Source organism: Streptomyces sp. NPDC054883 (assembly GCF_053610645.1).
The window spans coordinates 72,794-85,284 of the sequence record NZ_JBSGYT010000026.1 but is presented as its reverse complement, the minus strand read 5'-3'; the positions used below and the strand labels follow the sequence as shown (position 1 = coordinate 85,284).

14 protein-coding genes are annotated in these 12,491 nt (G+C 72.1%); 7 read left to right on the top strand and 7 right to left on the bottom strand.

Annotated features, from left to right (window positions below; all coding sequences use genetic code 11):
- Positions 1 to 111 precede the first annotated feature (111 nt).
- A complete protein-coding gene (locus ACWGH1_RS20345; protein WP_453354814.1) occupies positions 112 to 1,002 on the top strand; it encodes an SDR family NAD(P)-dependent oxidoreductase in 891 nt (296 codons plus the stop codon).
- 101 nt (positions 1,003 to 1,103) lie between these two features.
- On the opposite strand, the gene ACWGH1_RS20340 is transcribed toward ACWGH1_RS20345, so the two are convergent.
- The 4 genes from ACWGH1_RS20340 to bla all read right to left on the bottom strand — a co-directional run bounded on the left by ACWGH1_RS20340 (position 1,104) and on the right by bla (position 3,946).
- Complete coding sequence (locus tag ACWGH1_RS20340) at positions 1,104 to 1,712, bottom strand: DJ-1/PfpI family protein (RefSeq protein ID WP_453354813.1); 609 nt, start codon at positions 1,710 to 1,712, stop codon at positions 1,104 to 1,106.
- A gap of 175 nt (positions 1,713 to 1,887) precedes the next feature.
- The gene (locus tag ACWGH1_RS20335) at positions 1,888 to 2,076 is read right to left on the bottom strand and encodes a hypothetical protein (protein WP_453354671.1); all 189 of its coding nucleotides are present in this window, start codon (positions 2,074 to 2,076) and stop codon (positions 1,888 to 1,890) included.
- 246 nt (positions 2,077 to 2,322) lie between these two features.
- Positions 2,323 to 2,979, bottom strand: coding sequence for a maleylpyruvate isomerase N-terminal domain-containing protein (locus ACWGH1_RS20330; RefSeq protein WP_453354670.1), 657 nt, complete (start codon positions 2,977 to 2,979; stop codon positions 2,323 to 2,325).
- Positions 2,980 to 3,061: 82 nt separating this feature from the next.
- Positions 3,062 to 3,946, bottom strand: coding sequence for a class A beta-lactamase (gene bla, locus ACWGH1_RS20325; RefSeq protein WP_453354669.1), 885 nt, complete (start codon positions 3,944 to 3,946; stop codon positions 3,062 to 3,064).
- A gap of 190 nt (positions 3,947 to 4,136) precedes the next feature.
- Between bla and ACWGH1_RS20320 the strand changes: the two genes are divergently transcribed.
- A complete protein-coding gene (locus ACWGH1_RS20320; RefSeq protein ID WP_453354668.1) occupies positions 4,137 to 4,748 on the top strand; it encodes an HdeD family acid-resistance protein in 612 nt (203 codons plus the stop codon).
- A 57-nt stretch (positions 4,749 to 4,805) separates the two neighbouring features.
- Here the strand turns inward: ACWGH1_RS20320 and ACWGH1_RS20315 are convergent, their stop codons facing one another.
- The 3 genes from ACWGH1_RS20315 to ACWGH1_RS20305 all read right to left on the bottom strand — a co-directional run bounded on the left by ACWGH1_RS20315 (position 4,806) and on the right by ACWGH1_RS20305 (position 6,847).
- Positions 4,806 to 5,243, bottom strand: a complete 438-nt coding sequence (locus tag ACWGH1_RS20315) for an acyl-CoA thioesterase (protein ID WP_453354667.1) — start codon at positions 5,241 to 5,243, stop codon at positions 4,806 to 4,808.
- Between the two features lie 74 nt (positions 5,244 to 5,317).
- Positions 5,318 to 6,511 carry a macrolide family glycosyltransferase gene (locus tag ACWGH1_RS20310; protein ID WP_453354666.1) on the bottom strand — a complete coding sequence of 398 codons (1,194 nt, stop codon included), beginning with the start codon at positions 6,509 to 6,511 and terminating at the stop codon, positions 5,318 to 5,320.
- A gap of 93 nt (positions 6,512 to 6,604) precedes the next feature.
- Positions 6,605 to 6,847, bottom strand: coding sequence for a hypothetical protein (locus ACWGH1_RS20305; protein WP_453354665.1), 243 nt, complete (start codon positions 6,845 to 6,847; stop codon positions 6,605 to 6,607).
- 150 nt (positions 6,848 to 6,997) lie between these two features.
- Between ACWGH1_RS20305 and ACWGH1_RS20300 the strand changes: the two genes are divergently transcribed.
- From ACWGH1_RS20300 to ACWGH1_RS20280, 5 genes are all read left to right on the top strand, one after another.
- Positions 6,998 to 7,564 (top strand): hypothetical protein, encoded by a 567-nt coding sequence (locus ACWGH1_RS20300; RefSeq protein WP_453354664.1) that lies wholly within the window; start codon positions 6,998 to 7,000, stop codon positions 7,562 to 7,564.
- A gap of 298 nt (positions 7,565 to 7,862) precedes the next feature.
- The gene (locus ACWGH1_RS20295; protein ID WP_453354663.1) at positions 7,863 to 8,789 is read left to right on the top strand and encodes an aldose 1-epimerase family protein; all 927 of its coding nucleotides are present in this window, start codon (positions 7,863 to 7,865) and stop codon (positions 8,787 to 8,789) included.
- Positions 8,790 to 8,821: 32 nt separating this feature from the next.
- Positions 8,822 to 9,736 (top strand): cyclase family protein, encoded by a 915-nt coding sequence (locus tag ACWGH1_RS20290; protein ID WP_453354662.1) that lies wholly within the window; start codon positions 8,822 to 8,824, stop codon positions 9,734 to 9,736.
- A gap of 145 nt (positions 9,737 to 9,881) precedes the next feature.
- Positions 9,882 to 11,462 (top strand): GMC oxidoreductase, encoded by a 1,581-nt coding sequence (locus ACWGH1_RS20285; protein WP_453408875.1) that lies wholly within the window; start codon positions 9,882 to 9,884, stop codon positions 11,460 to 11,462.
- A 160-nt stretch (positions 11,463 to 11,622) separates the two neighbouring features.
- The gene (locus tag ACWGH1_RS20280) at positions 11,623 to 12,462 is read left to right on the top strand and encodes an SDR family oxidoreductase (RefSeq protein WP_453356584.1); all 840 of its coding nucleotides are present in this window, start codon (positions 11,623 to 11,625) and stop codon (positions 12,460 to 12,462) included.
- Positions 12,463 to 12,491: the final 29 nt, after the last annotated feature.

The window sequence follows — 12,491 nt, the reverse complement described above, 5'->3', positions numbered from 1 at the left end:
TCCATCGGCGCACAACGCCCCCCCGGGGTAAGCGGATGGTTAATCCGTATCCATGCTACGGTCGGGCCGACCGGATGGGCTATCCGCATGTGTGCGGGGAGTGGGACGAGCATGAAGAAGACAGCAGTGGTCACCGCCGGAACGGCGGGCATCGGTCTGGAAACGGCGCTGGGGCTGGCCGCCGCCGGATTCGAGGTCACCGTGGTCGCACGCAACGCCGACCGGGGTGCCCGGGCGGTCGAGCGGATCGACGCGGCGGCACCGGCGCACGCCGCCCGGTTCCTGGCCGCCGACCTCTCCTCGCTCGACGAGGTCCGCGCGCTCGGCGGCCGCATCGCCGCCGACCACGCCGCTTCGGGCGATCGGCTGACGGTGCTGGTCAACAACGTCGGGGCGATGTTCGCCGACCGGCGCGACCTCGACGGCGTCGAGGCCTCCTTCGTCGTCAACCACCTCTCGCCCTACCTGCTCACCGAACTGCTGCTGCCCACGCTCATATCCGGGGTGCCGAGCAGGATCGTGAACGTGACCTCGGGCGCGGTCGGGGTCGCGAAGCGGGTGTTCGACGCGGCCGAACCGCCCGGTGGCTACTACGGTTTCCACTGGTACGGCCGCGCCAAGCTGGCCAACCTCGCCTACACGCTGGATCTGGCCGCGCGGCTGGACGGAACGGGCGTCTCGGTCTTCGCGGCCGATCCCGGGGGCGCCGCCACCGACATGACCAACGGGACACTGGTCGACCCGAAGATCGTCTCTCCCGGCTTGCGGCTGATGTGGCCCCTGGTGCGCCGCAGGTTCGAACGGTCGACCTCGGGTCCGGCGTCCCTGGCGGCGAAGCCCTCGATCGTCGCCGCCACCGGCACCGCGCTGGACGGCCGGACCGGCCTCGTCATCGGCGCCGCGGCGCGTCCGGTGGCACCGTTCCGCGCGGCGACCGACCCGCGGATGTCCGAGGCCGTACGCCGGCTCAGCGAACGGCACGCACCGCTCGCGGCGGCCTGACGCGCCACCGAGGCCGGGTTCCGCGCAGACGCGCCGCTCCGCCCGCACGGTTGTTCTCCAGGGCGGGCCGACTTCCGTGGAGCGGGGCGTCAGCGTGGGTGTCAGCGCAGTGCGGCCGTACCCGTCCGGACGGCGCGCAGGGCGCGTTCGACGGTCTCCCGGTCTTCGCCGACCGGAGCCACGTAGCCGAGGACGTCGCGCGCGGCGTCCTCCCCGAGCGTGCGGGCGATCACCCACGCGGCGAGGTACTGGGACGCCAGGCAGCCGCCCGCCGTGGCGATGTTCCCCTCGGCGTGGAAGGGTGCGTCCAGCACGGTGACCGCGCGGGCTTCGGCGAAGGGCCGGCTCGTGGGGTCCGTGCAGACTGGCATGCCGTTCAGCAGCCCGAGCCGGTCGAGCACCAGCGCGCCGGAGCACTGGGATCCGATCAGCTGGCGCGCGGGGTCGAGCCGCAGCCGGGAGACCAGCCGGTCGTCGGCGATCACCTCGCGCGCCTTCACTCCGCTGCCGATCAGCACCACGTCGGCCTCCGTCACGAACTCCATCGGACGCTGCCCGGTCACCTCGACGCCGTTCATCGAGGTGACCACCGGGGCCGGCGTCGTGATGAAGGCCTCCAGGCCGTCCTTGCGGCACCGGTTGATCAACGCGGAAGCGATGAAGCTGTCGAGCTCGTTGAACCCGTCGAAGGTGACCACGGCTACCTGCATCACAACTCCCTCACGCGCGGCGACAGATCACCGGTCAGTCTCGCCGGTGCGGCGTTGCGGGACGAGATCCAATCAGCGGCCGGTGGCCTGCCCGCCCCGGCTCCCCACTCCCGACGCGGCAGGGCCCGCACCCCTTGCGACGTGCGAGGGGTGCGGGCCCGGTGCCGTGGGGCTGCTAGGTCCTGTCGTCCATCTCGTCCTGGATGTCGTCGAAGGAACGCTGGCCCTGCTGGCGGCTCTGCTCCGCGCGCTCCCGGAGGCGGTCCTGCTCGCTCCGGCCCCGCTGGGCCGCTTCGCCCGGCTTGCCCTGCAGCTTTTCCTTGGCCTTCTGGGCCTTCTCCTGCATTTCGTCCTTGATGCCCATGAGGGGGTGCTCCTCGTCGTGGGGTGGGGTGATCCTCGACGAGCCTGGCACGAGGATTGGCCCGGCGCCCGGTCGCGCTGGGCCGGGCGGGTGAGACCGGCCGGGCTCGGCCCCGCCCGGCCGGGCCGTCGAACGCGGCATCGAGCGCGTGGAGGCCCGGCCGGCCGGCTGACGGACCACCGCCCCCACCCTCGGCATCGACCCGACGGCCCCGGAGCTCTGAGCCCTCCGTCGTGGCAGGTACGCCTATGCCCGGGGTGTGCCGTCCCAGCGCCAGGTGGTGAGACGAGGACGTCCGGGTAGTTCGGCGCGTCCAGTGGCCCACAGGAGGGTGGGCCAGCCGGCCGTGGATGACGGTGCGTCCGGAAACAGCCGGGCGAGCACCCGAGAGCACAGATCGGCAGGCGGGCTCCATCCGAGACCCAGCCCTTGTGCCAGGTCGTGCGTGTGCACCAGGGTCTCCACGATCCCCATCGCGGCGAAGCCCTCGGGGTCCGAGACGCCGAAGACGTGGTGGGCGCGGGTCTGCGGAGGCGTCGTGCGCACCATGGCGACCAGCAGTGCGCCGCTCGATTCCAGGACCTGCAGCAGGCCGGCGGGCCCCGCCTTGCGGTTGACGTGAATGGCGTTCGCCGGGCCGCCGGGCCGTCGGCTCTCCCACAGGAAGGGCACCTCGCCATCCAAGGGCGGTGTTCTGGGGCCCAGTTGCGCGGCGTAAGCGAAGAGGTCGTCGCTGAGGTGCTCGACGGTTTCCCAGCAGTCCCATTCCAGCGAACCGGCCTTGCCTTCCCAAGCGGCCGGGGGCGCCTCGCGAAGGACTGCCACGGCAAGCTGCACGGCAAGGTCGAGGTCATCCGCGGTGACGGGGGGCTGGGAGAGGCCGGCATCGGCTGATCGGGACATGGCAGGACCGTACCGCGACCGGAAGGAACCACCACTCCGATTGATCACCGGCCCGGCAACCGGCCGGGGTTCGGTCCCAGCACTACGCGATGGTGGCGACGACCACCGCTGCGGCTCGGGCGATGAGCTCGTTGTCGTAGGCGGCGTTACGGATGCCCCGAGTGGAGAGGATGGCGAGGATGAGGGGAGCGCCCCCGGGCGGACAGGCGATGGCGATGTCGTTGCGCGTGCCGTAGTCGGCGGAGCCGGTCTTGTCGCCCACCCGCCAGTGCACGGGGACACCGGCGCGGATGAGCTCATCGCCGGTGGTGTTGCGCCGCAGCCAGTCGGTCAGCAGCGCCTTCTTCCCGGCGTCCAGCACGTCGCCGAGGGTGTAGGCGCGCAGGCCGGCGGCCAGGGTGCGGGGTGTGCTGGTGTCGCGGGGGTCGCCGGGGACGGCTCCGTTGAGTGCGGTCTCGTAGCGGTCGGCCCGGGTGGTGGTGTCGCCTAGACGGGCCAGCGCGGCCTGGAAGCCCTTCGGGCCGCCGAGTTCGTCGAACAACAGGTTCCCGGCGGTGTTGTCGCTGTAGCGGATCGCGGCGTCGCACAGCGCGCGCAGCGTCATGCCGCTCTCCACGTGCTGTTCGGTCACGGGGGAGTACGTGACCAGGTCGCCGTGGGTGTAGTGGACGACCTTCTCCAGCCCTGCCAGGGTGTTCTTCTCCAGTACCGCGCCCGCCGCCAGAGCCTTGTAGGTGGAGGCGTAGGGGAACCGCTCGTCCGCCCGGTGCGCGACGGTCCTCCCGCTGCCGGTGTCCACCGCGTAGACCCCCAGCCGGGCGTCGAACTCGCGCTCCAGTTCGGCGAATGCGTCCGTTGGCGACGGAGGGGCAGGCGCAGGGGCGGGCGCAGGCGCGGACGCTCCGAGGAGGGGGAGGGCCGCAAGTCCGGTCAGGGCGGTGAGTGAAGCACGGCGAGTGAGAGCCATCAAGACATCCTGTTCGTGTGCGAGCTCGTAGGCGGTGCGGCGCTCCTCGCCGCTGTCCTCCATTGCAACAGGTGCCCCTGCCGGATCTGCAAGCCCCACAGTGGGGGACTAAACTTGACGTAAAGGGCAGATGAGGCATGTCCGGCGGTTCCGAGGTGGCCCCGCGGGCCGTTCGGCCGGCCCAGGAGGCATGATGACCCCTGATGCGGCACCGCAGTACAGGCACAACGAACCCGAAGACGTCCTCAAGCAGCTCGGAAGCTCGTGGCACTGGGCACTCGGCTTCGCCCTCGCGACCCTGATCCCGGGCATCCTGGTGCTCGTCTGGCCCCACGAGACGCTGCACGTCCTGGCCGTGATCATCGGAATCCAACTGCTGGTCGCGGGTGGCTTCCGTTTCGTCACGGCCTTCTCGCACAGCAGCGACCGGGGCGGCAGCAGACTGGCCAGCGTCCTGATCGCCATCCTGGCGTTCCTGGCGGGCGTCCTCGTGCTGCGGCATCCCATGCAGACGATCGGCGCCCTGTCCCTTGTCGTCGGGGTCTTCTGGTTGCTGACGGGAGTGCTCAGGGCGTACGTCGCGATCGCCGACAGCGCGCTCGTGCATCGCGGTCTGCTCTTCGGCCTCGGCGTGCTCGGCGCCGTGGCCGGAATCTTCGTCCTCTGCTTCCCCGTGGACTCCGCGGTCGCCCTGACGCGGCTGCTGGGACTGTGGCTCGTCCTGCTCGGCGTGTTCGAACTGGTCATGGCCTTCGCCCTGCGCTCCGCCACCCGCCGGATCACGGCCACACCTCCGGGGTGACGCGGCCGTCGCCGACGGGCGGCCCCGGCGGGCCGCCCGTCCGTGTTCCCGTCCCGCTCAGGCCCTAGATCCCGCCAGGTCGCGGACCGCGCTCCGGTCGGAGGCCAGCAGGTAGCGGGAGTACTGAGCGCGCTCCTGCGGGGTGATGGGGGCCCGGTTCCCGGTGGAGTCGAAACGGATGACCCGTGTTCGCACGGTGGCGTGGGCGCCGTGTTCGGAAGTGATGCGGGTGACGAGCGACAGGCTGGCCCGGCCGACCTTTTCGGCTTGCAGACAGAGTTCGACCTCGGCCGTCGTCCAGGGCAGCGGCATGGTGAACCCAGCCTGTACCTCCGCGACACCCCAGAAGCTCTGGACGCCGTGTTCCTCTTGCAGGGCCCGCGCCAGCTCGACGGCGGTGTCCTCGGCATACCGGATCATCGACAGGTTGTGCACATTGCCGTAGACGTCGGCGTCGCTCATCCTGATGCGCCGACGGGTCTTGAAGGATTCCATGATGTCCTGTTCGTGAAAGGTCCCCGCGGAGGGGACCCGCGTACGTCTCGTGCCCGTTCCAGCGATCCCCCGGGTCAGCCGGTCATCGGCGTGTCGGCCAGGACCTTCTCCACCACGTCGGCCGCGGCCGCCGCTCCGCCCGCCGCGCTGATCTCCTGCCGGAGCCGCGCCACCGCCGCGGTGACCTGCGCGTCACCCATGACGGTGCGCACCGCCTCGCGCAGCGCCGCCGCGGTCGCCTGCTCCCGTGGCAGGTGGCGGCCCAGGCCCAGCCGGTCGACCTGCTCGGCGTTCACCCGCTGTTCGGCCATCTGCGGCACCACGACCACGGGCACTCCCAGCGAGAAGGCCTCCATCAGGCTGCCCATGCCGCCGTGGGTGACGAACACCGACGCGGCGGCCAGGACATCGAGCTGCGGGACGCTCGCGTGGACCTCGAAGCCCTCGCCCACCGGGCCGAAACCGGCTGCGGCCACCTCGGGTCCGACGCTCATCACCACGTGCCATCCCAGACCCGAGAACGCTTCCGCACACGACCGGTAGAAGTCCGGGCGGCAGTTGAACTGCGAACCGAGCGACACGTAGAGCACTGGCTCATCACCGGCCGGCCTCTGCCAACGCCCCTGGAAGGACCGGTCACCGATCGCCGGGCCCACCCAATGCGCCTCGCCCGCCTGCACCGTCTGCGCCCGCCGCTGGAACGACCGCGGCAAGAACGCGATCGTCCGCGGCGGCGCCAGCGTCAAGGCGTGAACTCCGCCCGGCACACCGAACTCCTCCAGTGCACCCGCGAGTTCGGGGAAGCCCGGGATCTGCGCGATGTCCTCCAGCCCGAAGAACTCCCGCACCACGCCGTCGTACGGGACGTGCGTCGGCGAGAGCTGGACGGCGGGCACCCCCCAGCGCGCCGCGAGCAGCGGCCCCGCCCATGCGTACACGTCCGACAGCACCACGTCCGGCACGTCCGTGCCGAACGCGGCCTCCAGCTGCGGCAGCGCGGCCACGTTCACGACCACCGCCCGGGTCACCCCCACGGCCATGTCCTCGGGTGCCTCACCCGCCGGGGCCGCCTCGTACACGACCGGGCGCGCGCCCACCGCCCGTACCTCTTCGGCGAACTCCGCGGTCACCGCGTAACTCACCCGGTGGCCGCGGCCGACCAGCTCCCGCACCACCGCCAGCGTCGGCATCACGTGCCCCGGCATCGGTACGTTGAACACGGCCACGTGACGCGCCCGCTGCGCACCGCCGACCACCACATCCAGCATGACCACCACTCCAGACTCCGCCGGGCGGCACTGCCGCCACCCGAGATCGATGCCCTTTTCCCAACGCCGGACCCGGCGCCAGGACACCGCCCGCTACCCGTTTTCACCTTCTCGGGACTTGGGGAAGGCGGCGCGCAGGGCGGAGCTGCGGGCCCGTACCCACATGAACGCGTTCACCAGATGACCGCTGCTCGACACCGCGATGACCGCCATGAGGGCGGCGGTGCCGAGCACGCCGTACACCAGGACGCCGGTCCTCACCGTGTCGAAGGCCCTTCGGACGCGCGGGTTGTCGAGGAGTGCCGCGTCGATCGGCGTGTGCGCGTTGGTTTCCATGCTTTCGACGCTAAGCAGCGCTCGGCCGGGGCGGTATCGGCCTGGACGCACGGGTGGGTGGGGCTGGGCCCACTCCCCGGCCGGCCACGGCTGTGGCAGTCTCCGCCGGGTGCACGGTGGGAGCACCGGACGGAAGGCGGGGGAAGGGCCATGAGACTGCTGGGCAAGTGGTTGGCGGAGGTCGGCGTGGGTTTCGTGCGGGCGTGTGTCGTGCTGGCCGTCAGCTTGCCGGTCCCGGCCGTACGGGCCGCCGCCGTGGCGTGGGGGATCCGGTGGGGCGCCGGAAACCCCTGGTCCTGGGCAGCGCCGTCGGCACTGGTGTGCGTGGGCACGCTCGGCCTGGGCCGTCCGGTCTGCCGGACGGCCCGCTTCCTTGTCGCACGGTGGACCACCACCGTCATCCCCGCCGGTTACCGGCAGGCCGGGCCTGTCACGAGGATGGCCACCGAGTACTGGTGGAACGGCCATTCGTACGCGCGCAGCCGTCGGGACGCCCTCATGGACCAGAAGTGGCGGGTCCGGTGGAGCGACCCCGCCAACTGGCGCGACCTGCGCTTCACGGGCATCGCGCCCCTCACCGCGGGGATCGTCGCGGCCCTCCCGCCCGCCGGATCGGCCGCCGCGGTCATCGCGTTCGGCCGGCCGGAGCCCGCCGCGCGCCTCGCCGTGACGGTCGAACTCGAGCAAGCGCCGCAACGGGGCTGCCGGCCCACCTGAACCGAGCAGTACGCGTTGCTCGTCGTCACCGATGACGGCAGCCAGGACGTCGCCCACCTCCGCGGCAGTACCCGCCTCCTGCTCAACGGCCTCTCCACGGTGGTCGAACCGCACCGCTACAAGCACCTGTCCTAGCGACGGGGGCGGGCGGCCCGCAGCCGTACGGCCCGTACGCGACGGCACCGGCGGGTGTGCGGCGGTCCGGTGTTCCGGTGGACGGCGTCGCGACGGTTTCCGAAGTGCGCCGCGGACCGCGTGCGCCGAAAGTGGAAGAACCTGGCCGACCGAGGAGCCGAACATGCCCCCCACAGCGTCCGGAGAACAGTGGCGGCTGCGCCGCGGCGCCCAGACGGCGGTGGTGGTGGAACTCGGCGGTGCGCTGCGCAGCTACGAGGTGGGCGGCCGGCCGCTGCTCGACGGGTTCGCCGCCCACGAGCCGATCACCGGAGGACGGGGCCAGCTCCTCGTGCCCTGGCCGAACCGGGTGGCAGCCGGGCGCTACCGCTTCGGCGGCGCCGACCTGCAGCTCCCGCTGACCGAGCCGGAGAACGGCAACGCGATCCACGGGCTCCTCAGGTGGGTACCGTGGCGGCTGCTCGACCGCGCCGAGGACGCGGTCACGGTGGGCACCACCCTCTTCCCGCAGCCCGGGTACCCGTACCGGCTGGAAGTGGCCGCCGGGTACCGGCTCGGCCGCGACGGGCTCGAAACCACCGTCACCACCACCAACGCGGGTGACACGGCCGCGCCCTACGGCGTGGGCCAGCACCCCTACCTGACCGTCGGCACCGACGTCGTGGACACCGCCCTGCTGACCGTGCCGGCCCGCATCCGCCTGCGTACCGACGCGCACGGCCTGCCGGCCGGCGAGGAACCGGTCGACGGCACGGAGTACGACTTCCGCGAGGCCCGGCCCATCGGCGCGGTGCGGCTGGACACCGCGTACACGGGCCTCGACCGGGACCCCGCCGGCCACGTCGCGGTCCGACTGGCGCACCCATCGGCGCGGCGCGGCATCGACGTACGGCTCCCCGAAGGCGTCCGTTACGTACAGCTGTACACCGGGGACACGCTGGGGGAGCCCGGGCGGCGCAGGCGCGGCGTCGCCATCGAGCCGATGTCCTGCCCGGCCGACGCCTTCCGCAGCGGCACGGCGCTCACGGTCCTGGAACCGGGGGACACCCACGTCTTCCGTTGGGGCCTGGCCCCGTGGGGCTCGTGGTGAGCCCGGACAGCGGGCCGCAGGTGCCGGGGCCCATGACCGGTGCGGCCTTCCGCGCGTTGTACGAGGAGCTGCGGCAGCGGAGCCCGCGCGCCCCCGACGACCGGCGCGGCACTCTCGGCCACCTGACGCCCGAGCGCGTCGCGGCCGCCGCCGGCCAGGTCCGCTCCGGGCTCACGGTGTCGTTGGCCGCGCCCATCGAAACGCTGCCCGGGCCGGACAATCCCGACCCCGCGCACCACACGATGCTCGCCCCCGCCACCGGTGAGAGCACCGCCGAGGGGCTGCACTTCGCGCGCGACCGGTTCGCCATGAACGTACACGGCGACGCGGACAGTCACCTCGACGCGCTGTGCCACGTGCTCTTCGACGGGGAGCTCTACAACGGCGTGCCGGCCGGCAGTGTGACGCCCGAGGGCGCCCGCGCCCTCTCCGTCGAGGTCTTCCGGGACGGCGTCGTCGGCCGGGGCGTGCTCCTGGACGTACCGCGGCTACGGGGCGTGCCGTGGCTGGAGCCCGGCGAACACGTGTACGCCGCTGAGCTGGCCGCGGCGGAGGCCGCCCAGGGGGTCCGGGTCGGACCGGGGGACATGCTGTTCGTGCGGGTGGGGCACCGCCCACGGCGGGAGGAGCGCGGGGCGTGGGACGCGGCCCGCGCCCGGGCCGGACTCCACCCCACGGCCGTCCGGTTCCTGGCCGAGCGGCAGGTCTGCGTACTGGGATCGGACGGCAACAACGACACGGCCCCCAGCGCCGTGGCCGGGACGGACTTCCCCGTGCACGTGCTGGCCGTGCACGCCATGGGACTGCCGCTGATGGACTACCTGCAGTTCGAGGAGCTGACCCGGGCGTGTGCCCGGGCCGGCCGGTGGTCCTTCCTGTGCGCGGTCGCGCCGCTCAGGCTCCCGGCGGCCACCGGCTCCCCGGTGAACCCGATCGCGGTCCTGTGACGGCCGTGCGGTAGCCCGCCCCGGTCGCCGCCCGCGGCACCGAGCGATACGTTCGAAGGACGGGGGTGGCTGCCGCACCCCGGCGGCGCGCAGCGGGAGGCCGGCCGGAAGGGCGCGGCCCACGAGCGCAAGGACGGTGGTCGCCGTGGGCGACTCCCCGCACTACGACGTCGTCGTCATCGGTTCCGGCGCCGGCGGCGGTACGCTCGCCCACCGGCTGGCCCCGTCCGGCAAGCGGGTCCTCATCCTCGAACGCGGCGACTACCTCCCCCGCGAGCGGGACAACTGGGACTCCACCGCCGTGTTCGTGAAGGCCAAGTACCGCGCCCCGGAGTTCTGGCTGGACCAGCACGGCAATGAGTTCCCGCCCGAGGTGAACTACTACGTCGGCGGGAACACCAAGTTCTACGGCGCCGCCCTCTTCCGGCTGCGGCCCGAGGACTTCGGCGAGCTGCGCCACCACGGCGGGCTGTCGCCGGCCTGGCCGATCCGCTACGAGGACCTGGAGCCGTACTACACCGAGGCCGAGCACCTCTACAAGGTGCACGGCCGCCACGGGGAGGACCCGTGGGAGGGCCCGTACAGCGCCCAGTACGCCCACCCCCCGGTCGAACACGAGCCGCGGATCCAGCAGCTGAGCGACGACCTGGAGAAACGGGGCCTGCACCCCTTCCACCTGCCCGTCGGCGTCGACCTGCTCCAGGACGAGAACGGGCGGGCGGCCAGTTCCAGCGTCTGCATCCGCTGCGACCGGGTGGACGGATTCCCCTGCCTGGTGCGCGGCAAGTCCGACGCCCAGGTGATCTGCGTGGAGCCGGCGCTGCGGCACCCCAACGTCGAAATGGTCACCAACGCCCGGGTGGTCCGGCTGGAGACCGACCCGACCGGACGCAGTGTCACCGGGGTCCTGACCCGCGGCGAGGACGGCGGCGAAGCGTCCTACTCGGCGGACATCGTGGTCGTCGCCTGCGGGGCGGTCAACTCGGCGGCCCTGCTGCTGGCCTCGGCCGACGACCGCCACCCCCGCGGCCTGGCGAACAGCTCCGACGTGGTCGGCCGCCACTACATGCGGCACAACAACCTCGCCCTGATGGCCGTTTCGAAGGAACCCAACCCCACCAGGTTCCAGAAGACCCTGGCCCTGCACGACTGGTACCTCGGCGCCGACGACTGGGACTACCCGCTGGGCGGCATCCAGATGCTCGGCAAGTCCGACGCCGAGCAGATCCACGGCGAGGCCCCCCGCTGGGCGGGCGCCGTCACTCCCGACATGCCCTTCGAGGTACTGGCCCACCACGCCGTCGACTTCTGGCTGTGCGGCGAGGACCTTCCCCAGCCCGGCAACCGGGTCACCCTCGACGGCGACGGCACCATCCGTCTCGCGCTCGACGAGAGCAACAACACCGAGGGGCTCAAGCGGCTGCGGCACAAGCTCCAGGGCATGCTCGGCCGGCTGGGCATGCACGAACACCGGCTCCTGTCGCACAGCATCTACCTCCACAAGGGCATGCCGATCGGTGCCACGGCCCATCAGGCCGGCACCGTCAGGTTCGGCGACGACCCGGCCACCTCCGCCCTCGACGTGCACTGCAAGGCCCACGACCTGGACAACCTGTACGTGGTCGACACGAGCTTCTTCCCGAGCATCGGGGCGGTCAACCCGTCCCTCACCGCGATCGCGAACGCCCTGCGGGTGGGTGACCACCTCCTGGAACGGCTCGGCTGACCCCGCGGATTGCCCCGACCGGGCGTTGCTGCTCCACCGGGCGGCCCAAAGGCGCCTCGCCCGGACCGCCGATCGGCGCGGCGGGTGCTTCCGTGTCGTCCGAACCCTGTCGGGCCGCGGTCGGGCGGTCCGGACCGGGTAGTCGAGGAGGCAGTCGATCGTGAGTTCCACCGAGGGCGCACCGCAGGGAGTGATCCCCACCCGCCTGCTCAAGGGCCAGAAGGCGCTGGTCACCGGCGCCAACAGCGGAATCGGCATGGCAACCGCCATCGGCCTCGGCCGGGCCGGCGCCGACGTGGTCGTGAACTACGTGGCCGGCGCGGACGAGGCCGAGAAGGTGGTCGAGGAGATCGCCTCGTTCGGCGTGCGCGCCGCCGCGTACGAGGCGGACGTGTCCCAGGAGGACCAGGTCGTGGCGATGATGGACCGGATGGTCCAGGAGTTCGGCACGATCGACATCCTGGTCGCCAACGCGGGGCTGCAGCGCGACGCCCCGTTCCAGGAGATGACGCTCGCCCAGTGGCAGAAGGTGCTGGACGTCAACCTCACGGGCCAGTTCCTGTGCGCGCGGGAAGCGACGAAGGAGTTCCTGCGGCGCGGCGTCGTCCCGGAGGTGTCCCGGGCGGCCGGCAAGATCATCTGCATGAGCTCCGTGCACCAGGTCATTCCCTGGGCGGGGCACGCGAACTACGCCTCCTCCAAGGGCGGCGTGCAGATGCTGATGGAGACCCTGGCCCAGGAACTCGCGCCCAAGAAGATCCGCGTGAACGCGATCGCGCCCGGAGCCATCAAGACGCCGATCAACCGGAGCGCCTGGGAGACGCCGGAGGCCCGCAAGGACCTGCTCCGGCTGATCCCGTACGAGCGCATCGGCGAGCCCGAGGACATCGCGCACGCGGCCGTGGCGCTCGCCTCGGACCTCATGGACTACGTCGTGGGGACCACACTCTTCGTGGACGGCGGGATGACCCTCTTCCCCGGGTTCGCCACCGGCGGCTGAGCCTCCTCCCACCCGACCTTCCGAGCGGC

Bases quoted from the DNA above. Each gene is read 5' to 3' on its own strand.
- ACWGH1_RS20345 (WP_453354814.1), top strand. From the start codon at position 112: ATGAAGAAGACAGCAGTGGTCACCGCCGGAACGGCGGGCATCGGTCTG.
- ACWGH1_RS20315 (WP_453354667.1), bottom strand. From the start codon at position 5,243: ATGGAATCCTTCAAGACCCGTCGGCGCATCAGGATGAGCGACGCCGAC.
- ACWGH1_RS20335 (WP_453354671.1), bottom strand. From the start codon at position 2,076: ATGGGCATCAAGGACGAAATGCAGGAGAAGGCCCAGAAGGCCAAGGAA.
- bla (WP_453354669.1), bottom strand. From the start codon at position 3,946: ATGGCTCTCACTCGCCGTGCTTCACTCACCGCCCTGACCGGACTTGCG.
- ACWGH1_RS20340 (WP_453354813.1), bottom strand. From the start codon at position 1,712: ATGCAGGTAGCCGTGGTCACCTTCGACGGGTTCAACGAGCTCGACAGC.
- ACWGH1_RS20320 (WP_453354668.1), top strand. From the start codon at position 4,137: ATGATGACCCCTGATGCGGCACCGCAGTACAGGCACAACGAACCCGAA.
- ACWGH1_RS20295 (WP_453354663.1), top strand. From the start codon at position 7,863: ATGCCCCCCACAGCGTCCGGAGAACAGTGGCGGCTGCGCCGCGGCGCC.
- ACWGH1_RS20290 (WP_453354662.1), top strand. From the start codon at position 8,822: ATGACCGGTGCGGCCTTCCGCGCGTTGTACGAGGAGCTGCGGCAGCGG.
- ACWGH1_RS20330 (WP_453354670.1), bottom strand. From the start codon at position 2,979: ATGTCCCGATCAGCCGATGCCGGCCTCTCCCAGCCCCCCGTCACCGCG.
- ACWGH1_RS20310 (WP_453354666.1), bottom strand. From the start codon at position 6,511: ATGCTGGATGTGGTGGTCGGCGGTGCGCAGCGGGCGCGTCACGTGGCC.
- ACWGH1_RS20300 (WP_453354664.1), top strand. From the start codon at position 6,998: ATGAGACTGCTGGGCAAGTGGTTGGCGGAGGTCGGCGTGGGTTTCGTG.
- ACWGH1_RS20305 (WP_453354665.1), bottom strand. From the start codon at position 6,847: ATGGAAACCAACGCGCACACGCCGATCGACGCGGCACTCCTCGACAAC.